Source organism: Komarekiella delphini-convector SJRDD-AB1 (genome assembly GCF_014831675.1).
In the GTDB taxonomy this organism is placed as follows: domain Bacteria; phylum Cyanobacteriota; class Cyanobacteriia; order Cyanobacteriales; family Nostocaceae; genus Komarekiella.
Genome location: NZ_VJXY01000019.1, coordinates 119,617 through 146,217, shown reverse-complemented (window position 1 = coordinate 146,217; position 26,601 = coordinate 119,617). Strand labels below are relative to the sequence as shown.

24 protein-coding genes and 2 pseudogenes are annotated in these 26,601 nt (G+C 41.7%); 18 read left to right on the top strand and 8 right to left on the bottom strand.

The genetic code is table 11. The features are described 5' to 3' along the window. From FNW02_RS38780 to FNW02_RS18550, 3 genes and pseudogenes are all read left to right on the top strand, one after another. Window positions 1-156, top strand: a pseudogene (locus FNW02_RS38780) (RNA-guided endonuclease TnpB family protein); the annotation flags it as partial. Window positions 157-160: 4 nt separating this feature from the next. Further along, on the top strand, window positions 161-724 hold the full coding sequence (locus FNW02_RS18555; protein WP_191758980.1) for an Rpn family recombination-promoting nuclease/putative transposase: 564 nt from the start codon (window positions 161-163) through the stop codon (window positions 722-724). Window positions 725-776: 52 nt separating this feature from the next. Beyond that, window positions 777-1,001 carry an RpnC/YadD family protein gene (locus FNW02_RS18550; protein ID WP_191758979.1) on the top strand — a complete coding sequence of 75 codons (225 nt, stop codon included), beginning with the start codon at window positions 777-779 and terminating at the stop codon, window positions 999-1,001. A gap of 12 nt (window positions 1,002-1,013) precedes the next feature. On the opposite strand, the gene FNW02_RS18545 is transcribed toward FNW02_RS18550, so the two are convergent. Next, on the bottom strand, window positions 1,014-1,772 hold the full coding sequence (locus FNW02_RS18545) for a YebC/PmpR family DNA-binding transcriptional regulator (protein ID WP_191758978.1): 759 nt from the start codon (window positions 1,770-1,772) through the stop codon (window positions 1,014-1,016). Window positions 1,773-1,934: 162 nt separating this feature from the next. On the opposite strand from FNW02_RS18545, the pseudogene FNW02_RS38775 reads away from it, so the two are divergent. Beyond that, a pseudogene (locus FNW02_RS38775) lies at window positions 1,935-2,132 on the top strand (glutathione S-transferase family protein); the annotation flags it as partial. 20 nt (window positions 2,133-2,152) lie between these two features. Here FNW02_RS38775 and FNW02_RS18535 read toward each other — a convergent pair. Continuing rightward, window positions 2,153-3,184, bottom strand: a complete 1,032-nt coding sequence (locus FNW02_RS18535; protein ID WP_191758976.1) for an isopenicillin N synthase family dioxygenase — start codon at window positions 3,182-3,184, stop codon at window positions 2,153-2,155. A gap of 316 nt (window positions 3,185-3,500) precedes the next feature. On the opposite strand from FNW02_RS18535, the gene FNW02_RS18530 reads away from it, so the two are divergent. Beyond that, the gene (locus FNW02_RS18530) at window positions 3,501-3,821 is read left to right on the top strand and encodes a hypothetical protein (RefSeq protein ID WP_191758975.1); all 321 of its coding nucleotides are present in this window, start codon (window positions 3,501-3,503) and stop codon (window positions 3,819-3,821) included. 462 nt (window positions 3,822-4,283) lie between these two features. Continuing rightward, window positions 4,284-5,111: a phosphate/phosphite/phosphonate ABC transporter substrate-binding protein gene (locus FNW02_RS18525; RefSeq protein WP_191758974.1), complete on the top strand. Its 828-nt coding sequence runs from the start codon at window positions 4,284-4,286 to the stop codon at window positions 5,109-5,111. 510 nt (window positions 5,112-5,621) lie between these two features. Here FNW02_RS18525 and FNW02_RS39950 read toward each other — a convergent pair. Both FNW02_RS39950 and FNW02_RS39945 read right to left on the bottom strand, forming a co-directional pair. Beyond that, complete coding sequence (locus FNW02_RS39950) at window positions 5,622-6,323, bottom strand: tetratricopeptide repeat protein (protein ID WP_348535417.1); 702 nt, start codon at window positions 6,321-6,323, stop codon at window positions 5,622-5,624. Then, window positions 6,305-6,895, bottom strand: a complete 591-nt coding sequence (locus tag FNW02_RS39945; RefSeq protein WP_348535416.1) for a tetratricopeptide repeat protein — start codon at window positions 6,893-6,895, stop codon at window positions 6,305-6,307. The genes FNW02_RS39950 and FNW02_RS39945 overlap by 19 nt, the downstream gene beginning before the upstream one ends. Window positions 6,896-7,174: 279 nt before the next feature. On the opposite strand from FNW02_RS39945, the gene ssuD reads away from it, so the two are divergent. The 8 genes from ssuD to FNW02_RS18480 all read left to right on the top strand — a co-directional run bounded on the left by ssuD (window position 7,175) and on the right by FNW02_RS18480 (window position 16,717). Continuing rightward, entirely contained in the window at window positions 7,175-8,317 is a 1,143-nt protein-coding gene (ssuD, locus tag FNW02_RS18515; protein ID WP_191758973.1) for an FMNH2-dependent alkanesulfonate monooxygenase, read from the top strand. A gap of 77 nt (window positions 8,318-8,394) precedes the next feature. Continuing rightward, complete coding sequence (ssuE, locus tag FNW02_RS18510) at window positions 8,395-8,961, top strand: NADPH-dependent FMN reductase (RefSeq protein WP_191758972.1); 567 nt, start codon at window positions 8,395-8,397, stop codon at window positions 8,959-8,961. A gap of 244 nt (window positions 8,962-9,205) precedes the next feature. Next, complete coding sequence (locus tag FNW02_RS18505) at window positions 9,206-10,189, top strand: catalase family protein (protein WP_191758971.1); 984 nt, start codon at window positions 9,206-9,208, stop codon at window positions 10,187-10,189. 96 nt (window positions 10,190-10,285) lie between these two features. Continuing rightward, window positions 10,286-11,047 (top strand): NADPH-dependent F420 reductase, encoded by a 762-nt coding sequence (locus FNW02_RS18500; RefSeq protein ID WP_225225747.1) that lies wholly within the window; start codon window positions 10,286-10,288, stop codon window positions 11,045-11,047. Window positions 11,048-11,157: 110 nt separating this feature from the next. Then, complete coding sequence (locus tag FNW02_RS18495) at window positions 11,158-11,862, top strand: class I SAM-dependent methyltransferase (RefSeq protein WP_191758970.1); 705 nt, start codon at window positions 11,158-11,160, stop codon at window positions 11,860-11,862. A 190-nt stretch (window positions 11,863-12,052) separates the two neighbouring features. Beyond that, window positions 12,053-13,051, top strand: coding sequence for a helix-turn-helix transcriptional regulator (locus tag FNW02_RS18490; RefSeq protein WP_191758969.1), 999 nt, complete (start codon window positions 12,053-12,055; stop codon window positions 13,049-13,051). 106 nt (window positions 13,052-13,157) lie between these two features. After that, window positions 13,158-15,695: a TonB-dependent siderophore receptor gene (locus tag FNW02_RS18485; protein ID WP_191758968.1), complete on the top strand. Its 2,538-nt coding sequence runs from the start codon at window positions 13,158-13,160 to the stop codon at window positions 15,693-15,695. 65 nt (window positions 15,696-15,760) lie between these two features. Then, window positions 15,761-16,717, top strand: a complete 957-nt coding sequence (locus tag FNW02_RS18480) for an ABC transporter substrate-binding protein (RefSeq protein WP_225225746.1) — start codon at window positions 15,761-15,763, stop codon at window positions 16,715-16,717. A gap of 356 nt (window positions 16,718-17,073) precedes the next feature. On the opposite strand, the gene ilvB is transcribed toward FNW02_RS18480, so the two are convergent. From ilvB to FNW02_RS18465, 3 genes are all read right to left on the bottom strand, one after another. Next, window positions 17,074-18,984: a biosynthetic-type acetolactate synthase large subunit gene (ilvB, locus tag FNW02_RS18475; protein WP_191758966.1), complete on the bottom strand. Its 1,911-nt coding sequence runs from the start codon at window positions 18,982-18,984 to the stop codon at window positions 17,074-17,076. 136 nt (window positions 18,985-19,120) lie between these two features. Further along, a complete protein-coding gene (locus FNW02_RS18470) occupies window positions 19,121-20,380 on the bottom strand; it encodes an MFS transporter (protein WP_191758965.1) in 1,260 nt (419 codons plus the stop codon). Window positions 20,381-20,555: 175 nt separating this feature from the next. After that, a complete protein-coding gene (locus FNW02_RS18465; RefSeq protein WP_191758964.1) occupies window positions 20,556-21,128 on the bottom strand; it encodes a hypothetical protein in 573 nt (190 codons plus the stop codon). 337 nt (window positions 21,129-21,465) lie between these two features. Here FNW02_RS18465 and FNW02_RS18460 point away from each other — a divergent pair, with 337 nt between their 5' ends. The 3 genes from FNW02_RS18460 to FNW02_RS18450 all read left to right on the top strand — a co-directional run bounded on the left by FNW02_RS18460 (window position 21,466) and on the right by FNW02_RS18450 (window position 23,662). Continuing rightward, the gene (locus FNW02_RS18460) at window positions 21,466-22,590 is read left to right on the top strand and encodes a ferrochelatase (RefSeq protein ID WP_191758988.1); all 1,125 of its coding nucleotides are present in this window, start codon (window positions 21,466-21,468) and stop codon (window positions 22,588-22,590) included. Window positions 22,591-23,014: 424 nt separating this feature from the next. Then, window positions 23,015-23,248, top strand: a complete 234-nt coding sequence (locus FNW02_RS18455) for an nSTAND1 domain-containing NTPase (protein WP_191758963.1) — start codon at window positions 23,015-23,017, stop codon at window positions 23,246-23,248. Between the two features lie 153 nt (window positions 23,249-23,401). Continuing rightward, window positions 23,402-23,662 carry a hypothetical protein gene (locus tag FNW02_RS18450; protein ID WP_191758962.1) on the top strand — a complete coding sequence of 87 codons (261 nt, stop codon included), beginning with the start codon at window positions 23,402-23,404 and terminating at the stop codon, window positions 23,660-23,662. A gap of 58 nt (window positions 23,663-23,720) precedes the next feature. On the opposite strand, the gene FNW02_RS18445 is transcribed toward FNW02_RS18450, so the two are convergent. Next, window positions 23,721-24,266: an NADPH-dependent FMN reductase gene (locus FNW02_RS18445; RefSeq protein WP_191758961.1), complete on the bottom strand. Its 546-nt coding sequence runs from the start codon at window positions 24,264-24,266 to the stop codon at window positions 23,721-23,723. A 417-nt stretch (window positions 24,267-24,683) separates the two neighbouring features. On the opposite strand from FNW02_RS18445, the gene ftsH reads away from it, so the two are divergent. After that, a complete protein-coding gene (gene ftsH, locus FNW02_RS18440) occupies window positions 24,684-26,573 on the top strand; it encodes an ATP-dependent zinc metalloprotease FtsH (protein ID WP_191758960.1) in 1,890 nt (629 codons plus the stop codon). Window positions 26,574-26,601: the final 28 nt, after the last annotated feature.

Below are 26,601 nucleotides of genomic sequence, written 5' to 3'. Positions count from 1 at the left end.
TGCCCACATTGTGGGTGCAGTCTCGACCGTGACCATAATGCAGCGATAAATATAAAACAAAGAGCGGAGGGGCATCCCGTTCTTAAAGCTAAGAGTCTCCTAAGCGAAAGCCGGATTGTCTTGGAAGTCTACACTGTACTCGAAGAGTCAGTGTAGGAGTATGTCACTTGTGATATTTCCCAGGCGGAATTTGGAACCTAAAGAATCTAAACCCTATCATTTATTACTAAATAGCCATTTAGTGCAACGTGTATATTTAAATGAATTAGAGGAAGCCGCAGATAATTCAATAGGTGTCGGTATTGTGCAGTTAGTTGTGGAACGCAAAAGTAGAACAGCAGTAAAAGCTAGACAGCTAATCGAGCAAGCCAAACAGCAGTTGACAGATGCGCGTACACAGCAAGAAATTATAGAATTTATTGAGACGGTAGTAATTTACAAATTTCCTAGACTTAGCCGCGAGGAAGTGGAAGCCATGTTAGGTTTGGATGTCATCAGAAATACCAGGATTTATCAAGAAGCGAAGGAAGAGGGTAAACTGGAAGGCAAGCTGGAAGGCAAGCTGGAAGGCAAACTGGAAGGTAAACTGGAAGGTAAACTAGAAGGCAAACTGGAATCAATTCCTGGATTTTTAAAGTTGGGGTTGAGCCTCGAGCAAATCGCTGAGGCTTTAAAATTAGAAATTGATGTAGTACGACAAGCCGCAGAAAAACAGTCTTCTTGAATAGCGATGTTTAAATTTTCCAGACTTAGTCGCGAGGAGGTGGGTGGAAGCTATGTCCTTAGTAGAAATTATTAGACACACAAGAGTTTATCAAGAAGCAAAAGAAGAAGGTAAATTAGAGGCTAAACTTGAAGCTAAACTTGAAGCTAAACTTGAAGGCAAACTTGAAGTGGTTCCTCGCTTGTTGAAGTTAAATTTAGGGTTGAGCCTCGAGCAAATCGCTGAGGCTTTGGAATTAGAAGTTGATGTAGTACGACAAGCCGCAGAAAAACAGTAAATCAATTTCTGACTACACAATACTTAGAGCCATGAGATTTTCTGCCATCTCAAAGTTAGATGTCACGTTTTGCACATCATCCAAGCCTTCTAGAGTATCAATTAATTTGAGAAGCGATCGCGCCTGATCTGGATCAATGACTTCGACATTATTACTAGGAATCCAGCGCAATTCGGCATCAGTCACCTTAAAGCCTTTATCTTTCAACGTCTGGCTGAGAATTTCTAAATTTGCTATCTCAGTCAACACCTCAGCAGCTTCATCTTCAGTCATTTCATAGGACTCAGCACCGCCTTCAAGGGATGCTTCTAAAAGCTGTTCTTCATCAACCACTTTTTCCAGTACACAAACACCTTTTTGGTCAAACATCCAGCTAACACAACCTGTTTCACCAAGATTACCGCCGTTTTTACTAAAAGCTGCACGCAAGTCAGCAGCAGTGCGATTGCGATTATCTGTGAGGGCTTCAATTAAAATCGCTACACCACCAGGGCCGTAACCTTCGTAGCGAATAGCTTCGAGACTAGAGTTTTCACCGCCAAAAGTACCTGCACCTTTAGCGATCGCCCGTTCAATATTATCATTGGGGATACTTGCGGCTTTTGCTTTATCAATTGCCGTACGAAGTTGAAAATTAAGCGCTGGATCTGGTACGCCGCCTCTCGCCGCAACGATAATTGCCCGAGATAACTGGGTAAAGGTTTTTCCCCTTTTTGCGTCTACTACTGCCTTCTGGCGCTTAATATTTGCCCATTTACTATGTCCTGCCATAATCTGAAATTATCAAAACTGTATCCAAAGCTAGGATATACCTAGCTTTTACTTAGATGCAAAAGCGTACTAGTTCAATTGTAGATATTCGCTTGCAAAAACTCTGACTTAAGCTGCACTTGGGAACAATTTCGGCAAGTTGCGAAGAAATTAACTCGTGATGTCAATGGTGATGGTACAACTTTACCGGGTGGTCGGACTGGTGGTAAAAATAGCAGTGTTGATCCTATCTTTGCTGCTATGGGGGCTATTACTTTGGCATATTTGAGAAATCGTATCTGCGCCCCCCGTGACATGAGTGCTGGTGTAGCAACAGCGTTTCGGGCTGCGATCAATAAATTGTTGGCTTCTGTTTATTGAAATCAGGAGGTTAGTAATTCTTACTCAGCACTCTCAAGCACTGTTTGGCGTAATTCTGGAAATACTTTGGAGACTTTGCCTAATAGATAATCGCCATAAGTCCCGCGAAATTCATGAACACTGGCTTTATCCCAGCGATCGCTTTTATCATCATTCACTACTATGTCGTTCATTTCAATAGGTTTGACTTCAACGTTGAAATTAGGATCAAAGAAGAATGGGAAGGAAAGGCGATTACTTGTTGATAGGTTCTGAACGCGGTGGGGTGTTGAGCGATACAGTCCTTGTGTCATGCGATCCAGCATATCCCCAATGTTGCATACAAAGGAGTTAGGAATAGGAGGTGCATCTATCCAACCAGACTTTGATTTGACTTGTAATCCGCCTACGTTATCTTGCTTGAGAATAGTTAATACTCCATAATCTGTATGTTTGCCAACGCCCCATTCGGATTCAGATAATGATGGATTGGAAGGATAATTGAAAATCCGAAATAATATCAATGGATCTTTTGTATAACGGTCTGCAAAGTATGAATCTTCTAATCCCAAACTTAGAGCAATACCAGCCATTAGCGTATGTCCAAGTTTTGTCATTGACTCCATATACTCAAGCACTGTTTCCCTAAATTGGGGAATATTGGATGGAAAAAGATTGCGCCCGTGCATTGGTATACTAGCTTTCACAAGTGGATGATTTTCTTCTAGTTCTGCACCGAAGTAAATACCTTCTTTTAAGTCAGGTCTACCTGATGTCAACTCGTTCCCGACTGGGAAATATCCTCGCCATGCTCTACCGCCAAGAGGCATACGAATCTTCAGTTTAGTTTCTATATCCTGTGCGAAGAACTGTTGACTGAGATGTTCTAGTTGCTCTTGTAGTTGTTCATCAACTCCATGTCCGACGATATAGAAGAAGCCGTAATCTTGACACGCTTGTCTGATTTGGTCTGCAACTACATAAGAATAGTTGCTAGTTTGAGAAACCAACCTACTAATATCAATTATGGGAACTTGTGAAAACTCTTGCTCCACAACTTGTAAGTTTGTCATACTCTGGTTCGCCTAGTCGTGCATAGACTAATAACTAGACTACATAAGAATTATATCGATAACCATAATTTTGGGTATGGCGATCGCTGATATTTATCAAGTATTAAAATAAATTTTAGTTAACATGAGTTGATGAATTTAATTTAAAATACACTAATTTGATATACATGTTGTAGTATTGTCTAAATAATTCTATATCCAAATCCAGCACCATAGGAACACTGAGTGCGCGAGATCCCCGACTCCTTTAAGAAGTCGGGGATCTGAAAATTCAAAGGGTTATACACTTTTTACACCACTTACAGGTAACGGAGAAGTGTATCTTCTGAATCTAGAAGGAGAAGTAGTACATCAATGGAGTTTCCCATATTCATTGGGTTTATATGGTTATCTTTTACCCAATGGCAACCTTTTTTATAACGGTAAAACTCCAGAGATTCCTCCACGGTTTCCTTTGTGGGCTGCTTTTAAAGGTGGCGTTGTCTTAGAGGCAGATCCCAAGGGCAATATTATCTGGGAGTATAAGCATCCAGATCATCATCATGACGGACGCAGACTACGCAACGATAACACGATTTTATTAGCTTCAGTCTTCCGCGCCTTTCGTTATGCACCTGAAGAAGTGCCTTGGCTGTAGTTCAATTTTAGATTTTGGATTGAATTGAACTTATTCATACAGGAATATCAACATGGCTGAAATTAAGATATATAGTGCGATCGTTTGTTCTTATGCTCTTTATCTCCAAAATTATTAACGCTAACTATTCGTATTTTTTGACGAACTTAGATAATATATAATATAATCTACATTAAGTCTATCAAGTTACCGTTTTATTGAATATAAGGCAAAAATTGAAATGGCATTAGCTCAACACATCAATATACAAGACACTAAAAAAGTAAATAATTATTTATTGTGGAAGATATTACAACTTGCTACAACTTTGTTAAAGCAGCTATGGTGGCACACTAAAGCATATACAACAGTTTGCGGTATTATGTTGTTGACCTTTGTCAGTATTGTATTTTTATATATACATTATTTGTCTAGGAGAAATCTGACTCATTTTTTTGACAATGAAACTATTGTAAAATAAAAATGACTATAGATAAAAGATTACAAGTTATATCTTATCTAGCTCCAAATTGGTTCGGATTCTATCAGGCGATCGCAGCTTATTTAGGTCGTGTTTTAAAAGTAGAATTCCAACTACAACAAGGTAAATATGACCCCTTAGAAGATCCCCTATTATTTCAAGATCAGATAGACCTAGCTTTTATTTGTGGATTACCACTAATTCGCTATAGTAAAGTAGGTTCAAATCAGTTGCAGACATTAGTTGCACCAGTAATGCAATCATCACGATATAGCAACTGCCCTATTTACTATGCAGATGTAATTGTCAATGCTAATAGTAATATCAAAAAGTTTACAGATTTAGCAGGAAAAACATTTTGTTATAATGACCTGGGTTCTAATAGTGGTTATAATTTACTCTGTCATAGATTAATTCAAGAAAGATATCCTGAAAAATTCTTTGGCAAAACGCTACAATCAGGCTCGCACCAACGTTCAATTCGCTGGGTAATTGAGGGATTGGCAGATTGTGCAGCGATTGATAGTGTGGTACTAGAACAGGAATTAAAGGATTTTCCCGAATTATTACAGCATTTGCGTGTAGTGGAAGTGCTGGGGCCTTCTCCGATGCCACCTTTGGTGGTAGCACAGCGGCTAGGTATATCTTTAATTCAGCAAATGCAGTTGGCACTACTCCAACCAGATGCAGAGATGCAAAAAGTGATGAAACAGTTTGGAGTCAGGCGTTTTGCCGCAGTGAGATTGGAAGATTATGACATATTAAATCAAATTTACAGCGTAGGCGTAGCCCGTCGTAGACATCGCTCTTTTGTTGATCTGTCTAGGTAAGAAATAAAAGAAAAGCTCACGCAAAGGAGGACACTTGCGTGGGTAGGTTCCCCGACTTTTAGCAACTGCTGTCATGTCCGTTGCATAAAGACAAGGAGATGGTTTGTCAATTATCTATTGGATAATAGACCTCTTGCATGAATATTTGAAAATAGAGTTTTTAGGTTCACGCACAGAGAAGTCGGAGCGGCGGCTTCCGCCGATGGTCTGTATCACTGCCGAGAGGCGCAAAGCCTTGCGCCTCTCCCTTGTGTCTAAAGGACACAAGGCAACCGTTCTGAAAGAACGGTTGGGCAGTAAGACCCGCATAGCGATCTGAACTTCGGTGGACGCAGAGGCGCAGAGAGTAACTAGAAATTTCTCTGTTTAGCAGTTGATAATCTGATTTATGCAAGAGGTCTAATGTGAGTGTTAGTATCTAGCAGAAATTTCACAGGATGGGTTCGCGTTTCGAGTTCTTGAATAGCCATGATGGGATAATTAGAAGATAATGTTATTTTGCATTGATTTTTAAGACACAGCATAATTCCAACTCTGCTTTTGTGCTGACAACACCGCGTCTTGATAAACTTGCCCAAATAATACTCGCTGTGCATGACTCCCTCCAATCTCATGCAAGCGTGATAAAACAGGTTTCAGTTCTGCAACACTGGTGTTGAAATCACCTTTGGCATGAGCTACCATTCCTCTAGCTGCGGGAATTGCTACCTCTATCCAACTCCGTCGCAGAAAAGGATTAATACTCAAAGTGTGATACTGCATACTCTGAAGCATTTGGTTCAGCCAATCATGGTGTCCAGCTTTGGCAAGGGCATAGACATAATGCAAATCCTGGAATGGTAATGCATGTTCATTAATCCGGCTGTAAATATAAGGACTGATGTCTTGCCAACGATTCTTCACATCTACACCGCGTAATTCTAGGCGCAATAATAATGAAATTGCTCCTACTTGGTCTTTAGGAGATTGTTTGTTGGCGTATTCCCAAATATGCGTATCATGGAGTTCGAGAACTTTTTGGTAGTTTTCTAACTGCAAATAATATAGTGCAATGTGCCACCAGTTATGAGTGTAGAGCATAGAATTGCAGTTTTCCCAGGTATCTGCAAAACTCTCCATCCAAGCTATGCCCTCATCGGCTCTTTCTTGAGTTTCCATAACATGAGCGATGTCTTCGACAAGCCGCTTCGCGTCTACGCATGGTGCGCCCAAGGATCAGATCTATTTAAGGCGATCGCTTGATGAGCTATTTTTTCTGCTGCTTTGAGTTGGTGACATTGTTCTAATCCAAACGCCACCATGCCATATAAATAATGTTGTTGGGGATTGCTAAGTAAAACCCTCTGAGCAATTTCTAGTAATTTTTCTTTGTTGCCTGTATAAAAATAATGATACTGTCCCTGCTGCACAGAGATTAAATCACGGGGAAATTGATTAGCAATCTCTTCATGAGTGGCGATCGCTACATCTATTTCTTGATTTGCCCAAGCTAAAATCGCTTGCACATATAACTTTTCTCTGACAGTAATCTTGGCTAAAGGCTGTTGTAATATTTGCAAATATGGTTGGGCTTGCTGCCAAGCTTTGCTGTTTTCTTGGGTGAGATAATAAGCAGCTGCATAAGCATGAGCTAAAACACAAGTTGGATCTGCGGCAATTGCTTGTAAGATAGCTGTTTCTACATTTTTACTATAACTAAGGGCTTGATCAATAAAACGGTTAATAGCTGCGATCGCATTGGCTGAATCTGTTGTAACTACTAGTCCTTGTGCATCTTTAAGCATGATTAATTCCTTGCAGCAAGATTTCTGAAGCAGATTATAAACTACGGTAAGTCGATAGGGATAATGTTATTCAAGTTAGAGTATGTCATAAATGCCATGCAAACCGCAAGTATTAAACTACTGTAACTTTATTGATTAACCGTATTTAGTTTTGTAAAAGTATTGCTTTGCTTGCCTGGCTGTGCGATAGTCTAAAAATGATTTATATAATACAGTAAATCGATAAATTTACCGTATTTAAATAACCAAGAAATATTGCAGCTACTTTGACATAGATATATGCAGCTACTTTGGTTTATTCCGACTCACGGTGAAGGGCGCTACCTTGGTACTGCCATAGGCGGGCGAGCAGTCAACTTTGATTACTGGCGACAGATTGCCCAAGCAGTAGATCATTTAGGTTTTACAGGCGCATTACTACCTACAGGCCGTTCATGTGAAGATGCCTGGGTTTTGGCATCAACTTTGGTAACACATACCAAGCAGATGAAGTTTTTGGTGGCCATACGTCCGGGGTTGATGTCGCCGGGAGTAGCAACACGAATGGCAGCAACCTTTGATCGGATTTCTGGTGGAAGGTTGCTGATTAACGTGGTTACAGGTGGTGATCCGGTGGAATTGGCAGGGGATGGCTTACACCTTTCCCATGACGATCGCTACAGATTAACAGATGAATTTTTAGCAGTGTGGCGACAGATAGCGGCCGGAGAAACTGCCGACTTCCAGGGAGATCATCTGAATATCCAAAATGGTAAGCTGTTATTTCCCACAGTTCAGAAACCTCATCCGCCTCTGTGGTTTGGAGGTTCTTCCCCGATTGCTCAAGAAATTGCAGCCAAACACGTAGATGTATATTTAACTTGGGGCGAACCACCAGAACAAGTTGCCCAAAAAATTGCCTCTGTACGCCGATTAGCAGCAGCCCAAGGGAGAACATTACGTTTTGGGATTCGTCTCCATGTGATTGTGCGGGAGACTGAAAGCCAAGCCTGGGATGCAGCAAACGATTTGATTCGCTACGTAGATGATTCGGCGATCGCCAAAACCCAACAAGCTTACGCACGCATGGATTCTGAAGGACAACGCCGGATGAAAGAATTACACAACGGCTCTCGAAAATCCTTAGAAATTAGCCCGAATTTATGGGCAGGAATTGGTTTAGTGCGTGGTGGTGCTGGCACAGCCTTAGTAGGCGATGCCGATACCGTTGCTCAAAGAATGCTGGAATATCAAGAATTAGGTATTGATACCTTCATCTTCTCTGGTTATCCTCACCTAGAAGAAGCATATCGGGTAGCAGAATTACTTTTCCCTCGCTTCCCCCTAGACAATCAGCCAACACTAGAACCGCAACTATTGAGTCCCTTTGGCGAAGTTATAGCCAACCAAGAATTCCCCAAACAGCACGCCACCGTAGATTAAATCAGTAAACAGTTAACAGTTAACAGTTAACAGTTAACAGTTGGAGCATTTAAAAATTCCAAAAGGTCTAACTCAACATGACACATATATTAGCTGTAGTCGGTAGTCCCTCTCATCCCTCAAGAACCTACGCTATTGTTGAACACGCTACTAAAACTTTATCGCAGCAAGGATTAAATCTAGATATCATCTCAGTGCGAGATATACCTGCGGAAGACTTAGCTTATGGACGTTACGATAGTACTGCTTTAGAAAAGCCAAAAGCACTTCTAGAAAAAGCAAACGGTGTAATTATCGCTACACCTATATATAAAGCAGCCTACACAGGTGTACTCAAAGCATTTCTAGATTTATTACCCCAGAAAGCTTTGACAGGGAAAGTTGTGCTACCTATAGCTACTGGTGGAACAATCGCTCACTTATTATCAGTAGAGTATGCCTTAAAACCTGTGTTATCTGAATTAGGCGCACGGCATATATTGAGTACAGTGTACGCAGTCGATAAGCAAATTCAAATCCAGCCAGATGGTAGCGTGCAACTCGATGAAGAAATAAACCAAAGATTGCAAGATGTCCTCAAAGAGTTTGCTCTAGCGGTGAATTATTCCCAGAATGCTGGCAAAGAATTTGTCCATGCTGGCTAGTGAATCAGATTTCTCGTTACTCCTTTCTCACTAGCAGCTGGGTGATTTCCATCCATCTGCTATTTTTTATAAAATACGCAGATGTAATTCATAGATATTCGGTTTGCATTCACAACAGTAGCAAGGTTAGCAACTCAAACAGAGTCAGGTTACAAAATGGCAGAATAGAAAAATTATTGTGAAAGCGCGATCGCAAACTCATTCTTCCTGTTAAGCTTTGCCTTATATTTTTAGGAAACTATATATGACTAACCCACAGCAGGAAGCCATTATCGACGCAATTTTGGCAGATAGTTTAGCAAAGCAAGAAGAGAAAGGGCCAGATCTCCGACAACTTCACCCTAAAAGTCACGGTTTGGTTTGGGGAGAATTTATTATTGAAGAGAATCTTCCTGATACATTACGAGTTGGGGTTTTCAAAACTGTACGAAATTATCCCGTTTGGATTCGTTTTTCTAATGCTAGTAGCTTGGAAGAAAGAGGAAAATTTAAGTCTGATAAAGAGCCTGATGTTCGTGGTATGGCAATTAAGCTGATGAATGTCGAAGGTGAAAAAGTTCTGGATGATGAAGAAAAAACCCAGGATTTTGTGCTTGTCAATAGTTTCATCTTTTTTCTGCGCGATCTGCAAGGTTATGTTAACCTCGCCAAGTTACAAAAGGGAGAACTCGATCCAGCTTCGATGTCATACGAGCTTGGCTTATTAGCAAAAATGAACGCACAACAAGTTTCTAGTCCTTTAAGTATCCAGTATGGAAGTACAACCTCCTATCAACTGGGAAACCAAGCAATCAAGTTTTGTGTACGCTCCCATGCTGACAATGAGACTTCTAATTCACCTGGTGACTCAGAGAACTATCTACGGGAGGCAATAGTTAAACATCTGACAACTGAAGGTAAGGATGCTTATTTTGACTTCCTGGTTCAGCTGTATGTAAATGATGAGAAAACTCCCATTGAAGACTCGACAATTGAGTGGCAACAGATAGACTCACCATTTGTTAAAGTAGCAACAATTAAGATTCCCAGTCAAGTATTTGATACTGAAGAACGCAAAAGACTGGATGAAGGTTTATCATTTACACCTTGGCATACATTGCCTGAACATCAGCCACTTGGTGCATTAAATCTAGCTCGCAAAAAGATTTACCAAGAAGCAACTCGGAATCGCCGTGAGCATATTCAGCAACGTCTGAGAGAACCTCAGCCCTATGACCAAAATAATTAGTAATGGACTACGCTTTGCTGCGCTCTAAACGTAGCTATGCCGCAGGCTTTACGTAGTTCGTAATTACAGCGTTTTTCTTGTAACTCGGAGGATTTGTTGTCTACTCATTTGAAAAGCGCTGTAGCTCAAAATACTAACACTTTGTATATTATTCATGTACCTCAAACAGATTCTCAAGCTATGAAAATCGGTATTATCGGTAGTGGTAATATGGGGCGATCGCTCGGTATTCTCTGGGCTGAACAAGGACATGATGTGTTTTTTGGCGCTCGTGACTTAGAGAAAGGTAAAGCTGTGGCTGAAGCCGGACATGGCACAAAGGGTGGTACAAACGATGAGGCAGCCATATTTGGAGATATACTACTCTACACTGTCCGAGGCGTGAATCCCGCTGAAGTCTTCTCCTCAACAGAAGTGCTGTCCGGAAAAATCCTTATTGACTGCAATAACTTTGATATTCCAGAAGGGTTTGCCTTTCCACCAATTGTGCAATCCCTGGCAGAGAAACTGGCCGCAGAAGTTCCCAATGCCCTTGTCGTCAAAGCCTTCAACACAATGGCACAGGAAGTTTTTGAACTTGCACCCACACCCCTTAAAGACTATGAAGTTTCTGTGTTTGTTGCGGGAGACGATTCTCAAGCAAGACAAGTGGTGATGTCTTTAGCTAAAGATATTGGCTTTGCCCCCGTAGACTGTGGCGCGTTACGCAATGCCCGCATGATTGAGGGAGTTGGGGACTTTATCCGATTTCTGCTTATCAGTCAGCTTCAGAATCCCTATACCACGATTTCCGTTAATACACTTCCACCAGCCCAGCAACAGCGACTTGGTGGACGGCAGACTTCTAATCTTCATTAAGATATCCCATAATCCCAAGTAGACGTTTTGGAGAAACCCCATACAGGCTTTGGAAGGTTGTTTGCAAAGCCTATATATATAAAATTCAGATTGAATTGAGTTGGAGAAGCATGTCAAATAAAATCATCAATTTTGATACCAATTCACCGATTGCGGCAGATGAGTACGAGCAAATGGCACGTCTGGCACTTCCCGGCTATGAAGTAATGCATACTTTTGTGCTGGCTTGTTTGCGCTCCTGTTTATCAGAAACAGCAAATTTATTAGTTGTTGGTGCTGGTGGGGGGATGGAGTTAGTTCGCTTGGGGCAAAGTAATCCCCAGTGGCAATTTTTGGGTGTTGATCCTTCAGCAAAGATGTTGGCGATCGCAAAGCAAAAAATAACTCAACATCAACTATCTCAACGTATTAAAATCATTCAAGGATATGTTCAAGATTTACCAAATGATCCCATCTATGATGCAGCCACTAGCATTTTAGTCATGCATTTTATCCCAGATGAAGATGCTAAACTTGCTTTCCTTAAAGGCATTGCTCAACGTTTAAAAACATCGGCACTGTTTATTTTAGTTGATGTTTTTGGTACAAAAGGCAGCCCTGAATTAGAGCAAACTATTGCTACGCTTCAAGCCTATTGGAAAGAAACAGGACTGCCTGAGGATAAGCAGAAGCAACTCCTAGAAAACTTCAACAGCAGAGTTTATCCACTCTCAGAAGCGAAAACTTTAGAGCTACTCCAGCAAGTAGGTTTTCACCATGCGATTCGCTTTTACACTGGACTGTGGGTAGGTGGATGGATGGCATTTAAAGGATAGTTGAATCAAGACCATTTATTAGATGCAGACATAACAAGCCTCATCTCGCTTTACCCTTGTTGGCAGTATTTCTAAAAGAGACTCTAAACTTTTCAAGCTAGACATCGCCTCCGGCGGATGCTCTCATTCTTCAAAACAATAAATTTAATGAGATAATTTCTTAATTAGCAGCTAAGACTTTATCCTAAATATGACTATCACTATTTCCCAACAAACTTATGATGAACTGTGGAAAGAAATACGGACTAATGAAAATAGTCACCATCCTGACCCCAATGATAAGTTTGATGTAATGTACAAGTTTCCACAGCCATTGGGACGAGGTTACTGGCGAGAAATTCAACTCAGGGAGGGTTTTAATTTAACTATTGCTGACTACAGGATACGCGATCGCCTGATGATAGAATTTTTGGATCTAGATACACCTGGCATAGAGTATCACTTTCATCTGTCTGGAGAAACTCAGAGTCGCCAAACCTTGCTTGAGGGTGGAAGATACGGTGTCTACGGTAGGGGTATAGAAATAGAATCACGAGGTGATATTTCTGCTAGACAGCCTTTTTTGGAAGTGATTATTGAGATGTTGCCTGAGACATTGTACTCTTTAGCTGGTAATCCAGATGGAGAAATACCCACAGAATTACAGCATTTAGTCAGATCATCTCCACAAGAATGTTACTGTCGTGATGGTATCGCTACACCAGCCATGCAAACTGTCGCCAAACAGATTATCCAGTGTCCTTATCGGGGAATTGCCAAGCGAGTGTATCTAGAAGGCAAAGCTTTAGAGTTGATGGGAATGTTGCTAGCTGTGGAAACAGAAATACAAGACGGTAACACCAATCCTCATCCATTGACAGGCGATTTAATAGACAGAATTTATTATGCTAGAGATATTTTGCAACAAAAACTAGATAATCCACCCAGTCTCAGAGAGTTAGCAAGACTAGTAGGGTTAAATGAATATACTCTCAAGCAGGGTTTCCGTCAGGTTTTTGGCACAACAGTATTTGGTTATCTCCACGGTTATTGTATGGAGCAAGCATGGCAAATGCTGCAAACGGGGACATGGAAAGTCAAAGAAGTTGCCAATATGGTCGGTTACAATGACCTAACTGCTTTTGGGAGAGCATTTCGCAAAAAGTTTGGCATCCGTCCACGAGATTGTGTGAAAAAATTTTCCGTTTGAGCAGAATATAAATTCCGTTTGAGCCGAATAATGTCTATCTTCACCTTCATAGTTCTTCATAAGCTAGTTAAGAAAAGTTTCTATTAAGCTTGAAGGTGTGGGAGTGATGGTGAATTTTTTACAACTGCGGCATAGACGCGTAGCGCCTTGTCTGCCGACATCGCTATTGCTGACAGGTGTATTTTTTATTCTGGGAGTGCAAGCAACATGGGCAGAGGATACTAATTCTTCTAATACTCAAATTTTAGTACAGTCACCAATACCTACATCAGAAACGATCCCAATCACAGGAGTTAAAGCAACTCCCACAGAGAAAGGTGTGGAGATAATTTTAGAGACAACTGTTGGAGAACAACTACAAATTACCAATCGCAGTACGGATAATAATTTTATTGCTGATATTCCTAACGCTCAGTTGCGTTTACCCAATGGCAATGCTTTTAACTTTCGTTCGGAAAAACCAACTGCGGGAATTATTGAGATAACGGTTACAAATGCTGATGCAAATACTGTGCGGGTGACGGTGGTAGGTGAAAATGCTTTGCCGACGGTAGAGTTATTTGATGAGAGTGCAGGGCTGGTTATTGGTATATCTACTGCAACAGCGATGCAGCCACCAGTACCACAGGAGCCGGAAACCCCAGCCGAACAAAAACCAGTAAATCAGACACCGCCAACAGAAACAGCGCAGCAAGACGATCCGATTGAGTTGGTGGTGACAGGGGAACAAGATGGATATCGAGTGCCAGATGCTAACACTGGAAGTAGGCTTGATATTCCACTACTAGAAACACCTGCATCAATTGGTGTAATTACAGAAGAATTCATTGAGGATAAAGCACCGCGACGAGTAGAAGACTTAGCTCCTTACATTAGTGGAGTGACAGCGGGAAACGTTGGACAGGGTGGACTGTTCACTGACTTTCAAATTCGTGGATTTAGTACAGGTAGCCAAGTTTATATCAATGGGTTACGAGATAATTACCGTTCTCTAATCAGAGATTTTGCTAATATTGAACGTCTGGAAATTTTGAAAGGCTTCTCTTCTTTACTTTATGGCACAGGTTCACCTGGTGGAGTAGTCAACTATATTACAAAAAAGCCCCAAGCCACACCCAGTTATAAATTTTCCGCTGATGCCGGTAGCTTTAATTTTTACCGCAGTGAGGTGGATTTAACGGGGCCGTTAACTCAGGATAAGAATCTGCTTTATCGCCTCATTCTGGCTTTTCAAGATTCGGATGATTTTGTAGACAACGTTGAAGATAATCGCATTTTTGTTGCTCCCTCACTGACATTATTAACAGGTGGAGGCGGTTCTTTAACAGTTGAAGGAGAGTATTACCGACAAGATAAAGACTTTAATACTGGAGCTAAATTCTTTAATGGTCAGATTTTCTATGACCGCAGTTATACAGACCCTCGCAATAGCCAAATTTACGATCACTATCGGATTGCAGCCTATTTAGACCAACCAATTAGTAAGCAGTGGTCAATTAATCTTAGCGGTCAGTACTTTAATACCCAAAGAGAAGCTAATCCTATCTTTGTCGCACTTGGTTTTGAAGGTGATACATTAACACGTTTCTACCGCACAATTTTTGATGACTATTATCAATACAATCTTCGAGGTGAAATCAGAGGAGACTTCAATATTGGAGCCTCAGAACATAAGTTACTCGCAGGTATTGAGTACAATAATTACCGCTCAAGATTCAATGGTGTTAATGCTGGTTTCTTTGGCAGTATTGACGTTGCTAACCCTAGTTTTGATGTTCCTATTCCCACTGGACTTACTAATCGCTCAGTTAATTTTAGTGACAGTGATTGGGGCGTTTATATTCAAGATTTTGTGAAATTTGGGCAATTTCGGTTATTAGCAGGTTTGCGCTATGGCGGATTTGATTCTGTAACTGGTAGTGCAGATAATTTTGTTTCTCCCAGCATCGGGTTAGTTTATAACTTGACAGATTCAGCTTCAATTTACGCTAGCTTTAGTAAATCGACAGAGCCACAATATGGTTTGCTTTCAGACGGTGGTTTTCCAGACCCTAGAAAGGCTACTCAATATGAAGTTGGTGCTAAAGTAAATCTGTTAAATGATAGACTGACTATCACAACTGCACTGTTTAACTTAAAGCAAACAAATATTGCAGAAACCGATCCTAGTAATCCTGAATTCAACATTCTTGTAGGCGATATTCGTAGCCGTGGATTTGAATTAGATATTAGTGGCAAAGTAACCGAAAATTTGAGCCTGATTGCAGCTTACACTCTCCTAGATTCAGAAATTACCAAAAGTGTTGTCCCTGGACTGGAAGGAAATCGCCCGATTAATAGTCCACAACACAGCGTGGGACTTTATGGCAAGTACGAGTTTACTGGAGGTTCGCTAAAAGGGTTGAGTTTAGGTACAGGTTTGGTTTATGTGGGTGAAAGAAAAGGAGATAACGAAAATACTTTTGAGCTTCCTGGCTACATGCGAGTCGATTTAGGAGCTGCTTACAAAGTTAATAACCTGACTTTTAGGTTAGGTGTTGAAAACCTCTTTGATATTCGTTATGCTTCCGGTTCAAATAATCGAGCAAACATTTCTCAAGGTTCACCTTTTGCAATTACTGGGTCAGTTTCAGTACAGTTTTAATTTAGGTTTCATTTAAGAGGTAATTTTGTGGTCATCTTGAAAAGCTGACTGAAGCGATGAAAACAATGACAATACGCTATTGCATACGTTGTTTAGCATTAATGCTTTTGATTTGTACACTGATTACAGCTTGTAGCAGCCACAAATTTCAAAACATAGTTTCTCCTACTAATTCTGCAAGTAAAAATTGCCGCGTAGTTCAACACACAATAGGAGAAACCTGCGTTCCTATAAACCCCCGGCGTATTGTCACTTTTTCTTTACCGACTTTAGGTAATGCGCTTGCGCTTGGAGTTAAGCCTTTGGGAAGCACCTTCATTGATCTACTGGATAAACATACATATCTAGAAGGGAAAGTTGATGGTATAAAGTCATTAGGAATTTCTTCACCTAATCTAGAAAAAATTTTACTAATTAAGCCCGATATTATTATAGGTTGGAACGCGGAAAGACAATTTTATCCTCTACTTTCAAGAATCGCTCCTACTGTATTATTTGATTGGCAACAAAATAAAACTTGGCGAGAGCTATTTGATTTTGTGACTCAGGTCTTAGGAAAAAAAGAAGCTGCACAGCAAGCATGGGAACATTATAATCAACGAGTCGCAGAACTCAAAGCAGCTTTGGGCGATCGCTATAAAAACAAAGAAATTTCTGTTGTCTTCTTGGCTCCCGGCGTGATATTTAGTGAAACTAAAAACTCGTTTCCTGATTATATTCTTCAGGATGTGGGGCTGCAACGTCCAAAAGCACAAAATGTTATCGTACCTTATACACAACTTTACTTTTCTATAGAAGAATTAGAAAAAGCCGACGGTGATATTATGTTTGTGGGAACATTGAGAGATGATGACCAAAAGTTTCTTGAGGAACTCAAACAAAAGCCACTTTGGAAACATCTTAGAGCCGTTCAACAAAATCATGTTTATTCTATAAATTACCTGACTTGGAGAGGAGGGAATTTACTTGCGGCTGATGCCGTAATTGATGACTTGTATAAATATTTGCTTAACGCACCATAAAGTAATGCTTATTATAGAGTTTGAGAATAACTCTATCCTCAAACAAAGCTTAAAACAAGTAAAAATAATTGGACTACAACTGATTGATTATAAATTCATCCTGCACATTATTTGTCCAGAAGTTCTACAGATGTCTAGGCACAGCCATCTTGCTACTGGCGGTGACCAGATGTTTTAAAGTCATCATAGGTATCACCCCCTGGGTGCGAAAAATTATGCTCGTTGGTAGATTCATCTACCATGCCAAGAATTTTAACAAAATACGTAAAACAAAGCGTGCAACAAAATTGTAAGTTGCACGCTCAAGTTATGAGTTCTTAATTTTGAATTTTCAATTTAGCAAACAACTCAAAACTCTACAATTTAGTGCCGCATTCAGCACAAAAGTTGTGGGTAGGAGGATTTTTTGCAGCACAGTGGCTACAATAAACTGGTTCTACTGCGGCTTTCGGTGGCTGCTTAGGCAAGCCGATCATTTGAGCGTTGCTCTTACCAGGGGCTACCATTGGATAGCAGTTTTCGTCTCTGGTGACTTGAACATTCACCAGCACTGGGCCATTGTGTGCCAGCATTTCGGCGATCGCATCTTGCAATTCACTGCGATCGCGGATTACCATACCCTTAATCCCATAGGCTTTTGCCAACAACTCTACATCTGGCATTCCTACTTCCATATTTGAGCATGAGTAACGCTCACCATAGAAGGCTTGTTGCCACTGGCGCACCATCCCCTGCCAGCCGTTATTGATAATCACAGTCTTGACATTTATACCATATTGTGCCAGTGTGCCTAATTCTTGCAAACACATCTGGAAACTGGCATCACCGCTGATACAAATGACTTCTTCATCAGGAAACGCCACTTTAGCGCCCATTGCCGCAGGTAAGCCAAACCCCATCGTTCCCAACCCTGCACTAGAAATCCAGCGTCTTGGGCCATTCTTCAAAAATTGTGCTGACCACATTTGATGCTGTCCCACATCTGTGGTGTAGAAAGCGTGGGGTGCTTGGCGACTGATTTCTACGATCACCTCTTGCGGTGAAATGCTGTCGGGATGCTGAGGTACTATTAGAGGATACTCATCGCGCCAACGGTTAATTAAATTCAGCCACTCTTGTGTTTGATTAGGTGTACCTGCTGCGCCTGTTTTTTTACATCGATGCAACAAGTCGGTCAACACGTTCCGCACATCGCCGACGATGGGCACTTCGGGAATGCGGTTTTTGCCAACTTCTGCTGGATCGATGTCGATGTGAATTACTTTGGCGCGAGAGGCAAATTCATCTAATTTGCCTGTAACGCGGTCATCAAATCGAGCACCAACACAAATTAGCAAGTCACAATCACTGACGGCAAAGTTGGCGTAGGCTGTGCCATGCATCCCCAACATTCCTAAAGCTAGGGGATGATGTTCGTCAAATGCACCGATCCCCATCAAAGTTGTAGTGACAGGGATATTGAATAACTCGGCTAGTTGTTTAATTTCTTCGTGAGCACCAGCAGCGATCGCACCCCCACCCACATACAATAGAGGACGACGACTTTCAGTAATTAACTGGAGTGCTGCATTAATTTGCCGGGGATTCCCCTTCACTGTGGGACGATAACCACGTAACTTCGCTGAACCCGGCTTTACTGGCACATAGTCAAATTCTTCTAAAGCTACATCCTTGGGGACATCAATCAAAACTGGCCCTGGACGCCCAGTCTTAGCAATGTGGAATGCTTCAGCAACAATTCGCGCCATATCTCTGGGATCACGCACTACATAAGAGTGCTTAACAATCGGTAGCGTAATCCCGTAAATATCTGTTTCTTGAAACGCATCTGTCCCAATCGCTGGACGTGATACCTGCCCTGTAACCACAACCATCGGAATCGAATCCATGTAGGCTGTAGCAATGCCTGTCACCAAATTAGTCGCTCCTGGGCCAGATGTGCCAAAGCATACGCCTACTTTTCCTGTGGCGCGGGCATAGCCATCAGCGGCGTGGGCTGCACCTTGTTCGTGTCTCACTAGGATGTGCTTAATAGCACCCGTTGCTTCCACCTTGTACAGGTCATCGTAAATCGGCAAAATCGCCCCACCAGGATAACCAAAAATATACTCAACGCCGTGGCGATGAAGGCTGTCAAGCAGAGCAAAACCGCCAGATGCACGTTTGGGCACGACTGGCGGATTAGAAGTATGGGATTGCTTGTGATTCTCAGTTTGTGGAGCAATTGGGGAAGACAAATCTCCTACGGAGACACTTTGTGATCGCACGGTCAAACCTCAGACTATAGCTAAAGTTAATGCTGAAATTCTGTAGTTAAGATTTCATTTTAATAGAAAAGTGCAATCAAATCCTTACAAAAATGACTATTTTAAATATTAAGTCTAGGCTATTAGTTTAAATTAGTTAAATCACATCTTGCAAGACTCTACGAGTATTATTCCAAGCCCAAATACCGACAACTACAACCACAACACTCATTCCTATAAGCACAACTCGCAAGCCCAGAGCATCAGTTAATGGGCCAGTAATTGCCAAAGGTGCGGATAGAGCAATGTTGACGGCATGATTTTGAAAGCCGAATACTTTACCGTGCATCATCGGTGGTGTTTGCTGTTGAATTAAAGTTTGCATAGGCACGCCAATGAGCGAAGCACCCACACCCAAAAATCCACAAAGCACGAGCGCAAACAACAGATTATGGGTAAAAGTAAACACTCCTAAAACTAGCGCGATCATTAAAAAGCCAATTAAGGGTAAGGGTTTGTGATGCAGTTTCTCGCCCCAATGACCTAAAATTGCTGCACCGAATACCATCCCTACCCCTGCTGCTGCCAAGAAAAAGCCAAACTGTTTTTCTTTTAAACCAAATTCTGCTGCTAATTGAATCGTCAGCACCGTTAATGCTGCAAACACACAATATAAAGTTGTTAGTTGCAGCATGGCATTCAAAATCAATCGGTTTTTCTTGAGATAGCGCAAGCCCTCTTTAAAGTCAGCCCAAGGATGGATTACTGCCTGAGTCTCGCTAATAGATTTATGTTCTTTAAAATTAATTGGCTGCATCATCCCAGCAGACAATAGGTACAACGCCCCAACTACAAGCTCTTGACCATAGTTTTCTCCCAGCAAAGCTTTAGCGGCACTCAATATTGGCTCTCCGATTGCAAAGCCAATCACTAAAGCTCCCATCATCGTGCTGCTAAAGAGTGCGTTAGCTGCTAATAAGTTCTCTTTTCGCACCAAAAGCGGGATGGCGGCTTGTTCAGCTGGCGCAAAAAACTGCGTCACAGAAGAGATGACAAAGGCAAATATCAACAAAACAATAAATTCTTTAGGGAAAAAAGGAATCGCCAGTGTCATTAGTCCCCTGACCACATCAGAGCCAACCATAATTAATTTTTTCGGGAAGCGGTCAACAAAGACGCCACCTGCTGAACCAAACAAGATTGCTGGCACTGTAAATGCCACCATCAAAGTGGAGTACATAGAGTTTTCCGCCCCAGGAGGGTGTGGATAGTTCTCCAGCAAAGCAACCAATAAAACGAAGAAGACTTTATCTCCTAACTGGGAAATCAATTGCCCAATCCACAGGAGCATAAAACTACGATTTTTTAGTAGGGTGCCAAACCCATTATTCACAGCAGCGGGTTCTGTTGGAAACATCAGATATTTAGGGATAGTGACTAGGGTAGATGGAGCAGAGGGGCGGAGGGGCAGGGGGGCAGGGGAGCAGGGGAGCAGAGGAAGAGAATAATTAATGACAAATAACTCTTAATCCTTGACCTTTGACCCTTGACTCTTTATTTCTCACTCCTGCTTACTAACTCTGTTTTCCGGACTAATTTGCTTCATAGCGCTTTAACAGCATATGCAAAAATTCGGCCGCAGTTAGACGACCTCTAGGTGGAAAAATCTCCATTTTTGAGTCTACCCACGAGCCTTGTACAGTTTGTGGCGATCGCCACATGGACAAATGATCAACTGCTGGTTCTGCATAAAAGTTATTTTGCCCACTACCCAGCAAACAAGAACTCCAATGGGTGAAATAATCATGACTCATCCGCGAAATCGGGAAATCACCCCAAAGTGGCACTCCCCACCCATCTATCGCAATAAATGCTTTGACACGACCGCCCAATAACCGCCATGAATAAGCCGCTCCTATTGCCCCAACTACACCAGCACTAAAGCTAATGAATATAACTGGCGATTCTAGATTGTCGCCTAAGCGATCGCGCAAAAACTGCAAGATGTGAAATGCTGATAAAGCCAAAAATCCCTTGCCCGGAAAAACTAGTATACTCACTGGATTTTGACTGATTGAGCTGTCAGAAAATAGATCTAACCATCCTGATATAAAGCTTTCAGTTAAAGCTGGTTCATTAATTCCAGGGCAAATGATTATCCTCATTCATCATTTGGTGTTAACAGCTTTTACAATTCTACACTAAAAGCAAAAGTATAAATTAATACTTAAATGTGAATCACTTTTAATAGCTCATGTACTAGAAAAACTGACTCATTCTATGTAAATTTCGCTTTTATCCAAACTAAATTTAGATACAAACTACTAGAAAACCCCTTTTTCAATACTCAGTATGTAGTAATAACCCCAGTATGTCTCTTGATATATTGTTTTTATTTTTTACCTATCCTATCCCCCCGGATAGGATAATATGTTACGAGTAAGGGAAATAATTAAAATATTCCTTAGCTCTACCCAGTTTGGTTATACAGAGGAAATTATTGTGGTTGCCACCCCAGAAAAACTGCACGCCACCCACGAACATTTATCAGGTCAAGACCGTGTAGCTGTATTGCTCATGGGCTATGGCGAAGTTGAAAGCTACGAAGACTTCGCTAACTATAACGAACAAGCTTTAAATCTACTCACAGCAAAATTTGCGCCAGTACCAACCTGGGTTTATCCCCCCCTGGCAAAGCTTCTAGCGTTATTTGATCGCCATGAGTGGGGACACACACATCATGATTTTATTTCCCCACATAACGCCATATTTGAACAGCAACGCGCTGGCATTGAGAAGAATTTACAAGCAAAGTGGGGTGATAGTGTCCAAGTCTTCAAAGCCTTCAACTTCTGCGCCCCTTTCTTACCCAATCAAGTCTTGGCAGAAATCAAAAACCAAGGCTTTGACAAAATTTTAATTTACCCACTGTTGGTTGTTGATTCAATTTTTACAAGTGGTATTGCGATCGAGCAAGTTAACAACGCTCTAACCGAGTTGACCGATGGTGAAGAACATTGGGTTAAAGCACAGCGCTATATTCCTTCTTTCTTCAACGAACCAGCCTATATCGATTTGATGGCTCATTTAGTTGAGGAGAAAATTAACGCTGATTTAGCAGCAACTTACCTACCTTCTCAAATCGGCATTGTGTTAATGAATCACGGCTGTCCTCACAAAGCCAAAGGATTCACCTCTGGAATTACCGAAAGTCAAGCACTGTACGACTTGGTACGGGATAAGTTAATTAACCGCTATCCTTTAATCTCAGTGGGCTGGCTCAATCACGACACACCATTAATTGAATGGACAGTACCAAATGCAGAGCAAGCTGCTAATAACCTCATTCAATTGGGTGCAAAAGTAGTTATATTTATGCCAATTGGTTTTGCCACAGAAAATCACGAAACTCTATTGGATGTACATCACATCATTCATGCTTTGGAGAAAAAGCATTCTGGTGTGAACTACGTACAAATGGCTTGTGTTAACGACCATCCAGAATTCTTAGCGATGGCTGCTGAATGGGCGAATACTCACATTGCAGAATTGAAGAATGAGCAAGCTGTGACGGTTAACCCCCAATTATCTGGGCATCACCATCACCATCACCACCATCATCATTAAGTTGAGGTAAAAGGAATTGGGGATTGAGTATTGATTATTTATTCACCTTGTCCCCCAGTCCTTTAAGAAAAGAGCGGAGAACTTAGAGCGCCTAACATAAAGGGGCTTACGAGAGACTGCGGCGCTTGAATACTGAGCTTGGCTGTACTCGCCGCGAACAGTTGAGTAGGGTAGGCAAATTTTTGTCTACCCTACGTTTATGGCGTACTCAATTAAAACTCCCAAGCTGCAAGGCGCGGAATTTGTGGGTTGAAACTGCGCTTTTTCTTTGCTCTTACCTTTCATATCGGATCTGGAAACGCCTCCTCATACCGTTTCACCTTAATATTGATACAAATTGCAAGCAGGGGAAGCAATAAGAGAAGTTGCCATAGCGCAGCGTTAGCGAGTCATTGAGCGTCGGAGGGTTTCCCTCCAAGGAGCAATGCCACTATTGCAACATGCACTGCTGGAAATGTGGAAGCGGCGACATGGTAGATGGTTGCGGTCTGTAGAGTATGAGGCGATCAGTGGTGTGAATATGGCGATCACCCAAACTGCCGATGATGTTTACAATACTTTGTCACTCCTAGAACAAGACCAAGTTAACAATATGTTTATCCGCTTAACCCGTTTAGATGAGAGCGAAATCCAGCTTTTTGAACTACATCGAGGCTGAATATGTAGATGCTTATGTAGAGTTTCGCGATCGCAACACAGGGAAGAGAAGGTACGTAAAAAGAGAATATTGGGACTAAGATTATCTATCTCCGCAGTGGTCTTACTATTCGGCACATCTGCGGCAACGATCATAGGGACAATATTACATACTTTGAAACACAAGCCTAATGTTGTATTTGTGTCTCCCAGTCAAAAGATTCAAGGAACTACAGGATATAAATACTTTTTCCTTACAGAAAAACAATCTGAGTTACAAAGTGCAATTCATCAAATTGTAGTAGGTATTCCAGCCAAAGATGAACCAGCTTGTATAAAAGGGATTGAGAAAGAAATTACTCAAAAGAATTCTACAAGGATCATGCCTTACAAGTTCTTGCTACCTTCCCAAATTCTACAAAGTATAAATATTTAGCTCGATTCACTCACAATTAGCATCATTGAGTTTGGGGTGGGTCTTTGCCCACCCTAAACTAATTCACGCCCCGCAGCTTCCGAGTGTTATCAACCAAGCTCTGAGCAAATTGATCAAATCTTTGAGAAAGCTTCTCATCTTTAAGTTTACCTTCAGGACTGAAAGCACCCCAAGCTTGTCCGATCGCAATTTGTTCTGGAATTACCCAACCATGCACCCATCTAACAATTAACCGTAGGTCATTCAAAGCGTTGCTATTAGACTGACCACCCAACACGCTAATTAGTCCTGTCACTTTGTCAGATAGTTCCTCAAAGCTCATCAAATCTAGGGCATTTTTCAGGACACCACTAACACCGCCATGATATTCAGGTGTCGCTAGAATTAACCCATCAGCGTGACTAACAGCATTTCGTAACCGCTGAACATCTGGGTAATCTGCATACTCCTTTTCACCATTGCAAAACGGTAGCTGCAACTGTCGTAAATCGAGAATTTCGATCTCTGCACCTAGGGCTTCTACCCGTTGCGCTGCTACCTGCAAAGCGATCTGGGTATAGGAGTTCGGCCTTAAACTACCACCAATACCAACAATTTTTACCATAATTAACCCACAAACTACTAACTAACTACTATCAACAGATTTTTTAAAAAACGAAGTCATTACGATTATGTTTATCTTAACGATTTGTATCGTAATATGTCAAATTACAGTCCACCGGAAAATTTTATGATTAACGTGTGAAGCGAATAGAAAAGAAAAAATTTTGTCACAATAGTTACTAAATGCCCAACCTAATAATGAGTGTTATACCAGGCTGGCTTGCTTGTCATCCTACTGAGGAGTAGATTTATCCGAATTGATTGAATTCATATCAGAGCCGAGATAGATTTGGGAATGGTTTTGTATGGAAGTTAGACTAGATAAGAAAACTGTAATTTCCAGTTATTGGAATTTTTGCTAGAAGAATAGGCATAAAACCAGCCCTCAGCTTATGCCATCAGAAAAAAGGTAATTATTATGACAAATTTGGGAAAAAAGGCATTGATGAAACAGCGCTCGCCAAAACGACTTGCTTGGGCTGGTGCGCTAGCAGCCAGTTTGATCATGTTGCCGGGTATGTTTGGGGGTGCTCCCGCCTTTGCACAAAAAGCAGAGCGTGACACCCTAAATTATGGCGAATTGATCACAAAAGCGAAGCAAGGAGAAGTTAAAAGAGTAGAGTTGGACGAAACCGAACAAATAGCAAGGGTGTATCTACAGGGGCAAAAGCCGGATGCACAACCTCTACAAGTACGACTTTTGGCACAAAACACAGAGTTGATTAACATTCTTAAAGAAAAGAATGTTGATTTTGGCGAGGTTTCTTCTGCTAACAGTCGAGCTGCTGTAGGGCTGTTGATCAACCTGATGTGGATTTTGCCACTTGTTGCTTTAATGTTGTTGTTCCTCCGCCGCTCTACCAATGCCTCTAGCCAAGCGATGAACTTTGGCAAATCCAGAGCACGCTTCCAAATGGAGGCGAAAACTGGAGTAAAGTTTGAAGACGTAGCAGGAGTTGAAGAAGCGAAAGAAGAACTTGAAGAAGTCGTCACTTTTCTTAAACAGCCAGAAAGATTTACCGCTGTAGGCGCACGTATTCCCAAGGGAGTGCTGTTAATCGGCCCTCCTGGTACAGGTAAAACTCTCCTAGCAAAAGCGATCGCCGGGGAAGCAGGCGTACCCTTCTTCAGCATTTCCGGTTCGGAATTCGTAGAAATGTTCGTTGGTGTGGGTGCATCCCGTGTGCGCGATCTGTTCAAGAAAGCTAAAGATAATGCCCCCTGTCTGATATTTATCGATGAAATTGATGCTGTAGGACGCCAGCGGGGTGCTGGTATCGGTGGCGGTAATGATGAGCGAGAACAAACCCTCAACCAACTACTAACCGAAATGGATGGGTTTGAAGGTAACACCGGCATCATTATTATTGCTGCCACCAACCGCCCAGATGTACTGGATGCAGCACTGCTTAGACCAGGACGCTTTGACCGACAAGTGATTGTAGATGCACCGGATCTTAAAGGACGGCTGGACATTTTAAAAGTTCATGCGCGGAATAAGAAAATCGATCCTAGTGTGTCATTAGAAGCGATCGCTCGCCGCACTCCTGGTTTTACTGGGGCAGATTTGGCCAACTTACTCAACGAAGCTGCCATTCTCACCGCCAGAAGGCGCAAAGAAGCTGTCACCCTTCTAGAAATTGATGATGCTGTAGATCGGGTAGTCGCAGGGATGGAAGGTACTGCCTTGGTAGATAGCAAGAGCAAGCGCTTAATTGCTTACCACGAAGTTGGACACGCTTTAGTAGGCACATTGCTCAAAGACCATGACCCCGTGCAGAAAGTTACGCTCATCCCACGGGGACAAGCGCTGGGATTAACTTGGTTTACTCCCAACGAAGAACAAGGATTAATTTCCCGTTCTCAACTCAAAGCCAGGATTACTGCAACTTTGGGTGGTCGCGCTGCCGAGGAAATTGTTTTCGGTAAGCCGGAAGTGACTACAGGTGCAGGCAATGACTTACAACAGGTGACAGGGATGGCCCGGCAGATGGTGACACGATTCGGGATGTCTGAATTAGGCCCGTTGTCTCTAGAAAATCAGAGTGGAGAGGTATTTTTAGGACGCGACTGGATGAATAAATCAGAATATTCTGAGGAAATTGCCGCCAAAATTGACTCTCAAGTGCGCGAAATTGTCAATACTTCTTACATTAAGGCAAAAGAATTGTTGCAAGAACACCGCGTAGTTTTGGAACGTTTAGTAGATTTGTTAATAGAACAGGAAACAATTGAGGGTGAAATATTCCGCAAAATTGTCATTGAAAACACCCAAGTAGTTGATGAGAAATTGGCTGTACCTCGTTAGAAATTTATTGTGAACAACAAGATTCCCG

Coding starts and splice junctions, on each gene's coding strand:
- FNW02_RS18495 (WP_191758970.1), top strand. CDS start 11,158: ATGTCAAATAAAATCATCAATTTTGATACCAATTCACCGATTGCGGCA.
- FNW02_RS18455 (WP_191758963.1), top strand. CDS start 23,015: ATGCCACTATTGCAACATGCACTGCTGGAAATGTGGAAGCGGCGACAT.
- FNW02_RS18445 (WP_191758961.1), bottom strand. CDS start 24,266: ATGGTAAAAATTGTTGGTATTGGTGGTAGTTTAAGGCCGAACTCCTAT.
- FNW02_RS18555 (WP_191758980.1), top strand. CDS start 161: ATGTCACTTGTGATATTTCCCAGGCGGAATTTGGAACCTAAAGAATCT.
- FNW02_RS18545 (WP_191758978.1), bottom strand. CDS start 1,772: ATGGCAGGACATAGTAAATGGGCAAATATTAAGCGCCAGAAGGCAGTA.
- FNW02_RS18535 (WP_191758976.1), bottom strand. CDS start 3,184: ATGACAAACTTACAAGTTGTGGAGCAAGAGTTTTCACAAGTTCCCATA.
- FNW02_RS18485 (WP_191758968.1), top strand. CDS start 13,158: ATGGTGAATTTTTTACAACTGCGGCATAGACGCGTAGCGCCTTGTCTG.
- FNW02_RS39945 (WP_348535416.1), bottom strand. CDS start 6,895: ATGCTTAAAGATGCACAAGGACTAGTAGTTACAACAGATTCAGCCAAT.
- FNW02_RS18525 (WP_191758974.1), top strand. CDS start 4,284: ATGACTATAGATAAAAGATTACAAGTTATATCTTATCTAGCTCCAAAT.
- FNW02_RS18550 (WP_191758979.1), top strand. CDS start 777: ATGTCCTTAGTAGAAATTATTAGACACACAAGAGTTTATCAAGAAGCA.
- FNW02_RS18465 (WP_191758964.1), bottom strand. CDS start 21,128: ATGAGGATAATCATTTGCCCTGGAATTAATGAACCAGCTTTAACTGAA.
- ssuE (WP_191758972.1), top strand. CDS start 8,395: ATGACACATATATTAGCTGTAGTCGGTAGTCCCTCTCATCCCTCAAGA.
- ftsH (WP_191758960.1), top strand. CDS start 24,684: ATGACAAATTTGGGAAAAAAGGCATTGATGAAACAGCGCTCGCCAAAA.
- ssuD (WP_191758973.1), top strand. CDS start 7,175: ATGCAGCTACTTTGGTTTATTCCGACTCACGGTGAAGGGCGCTACCTT.
- FNW02_RS18490 (WP_191758969.1), top strand. CDS start 12,053: ATGACTATCACTATTTCCCAACAAACTTATGATGAACTGTGGAAAGAA.
- FNW02_RS18470 (WP_191758965.1), bottom strand. CDS start 20,380: ATGTTTCCAACAGAACCCGCTGCTGTGAATAATGGGTTTGGCACCCTA.
- FNW02_RS18505 (WP_191758971.1), top strand. CDS start 9,206: ATGACTAACCCACAGCAGGAAGCCATTATCGACGCAATTTTGGCAGAT.
- FNW02_RS18480 (WP_225225746.1), top strand. CDS start 15,761: ATGACAATACGCTATTGCATACGTTGTTTAGCATTAATGCTTTTGATT.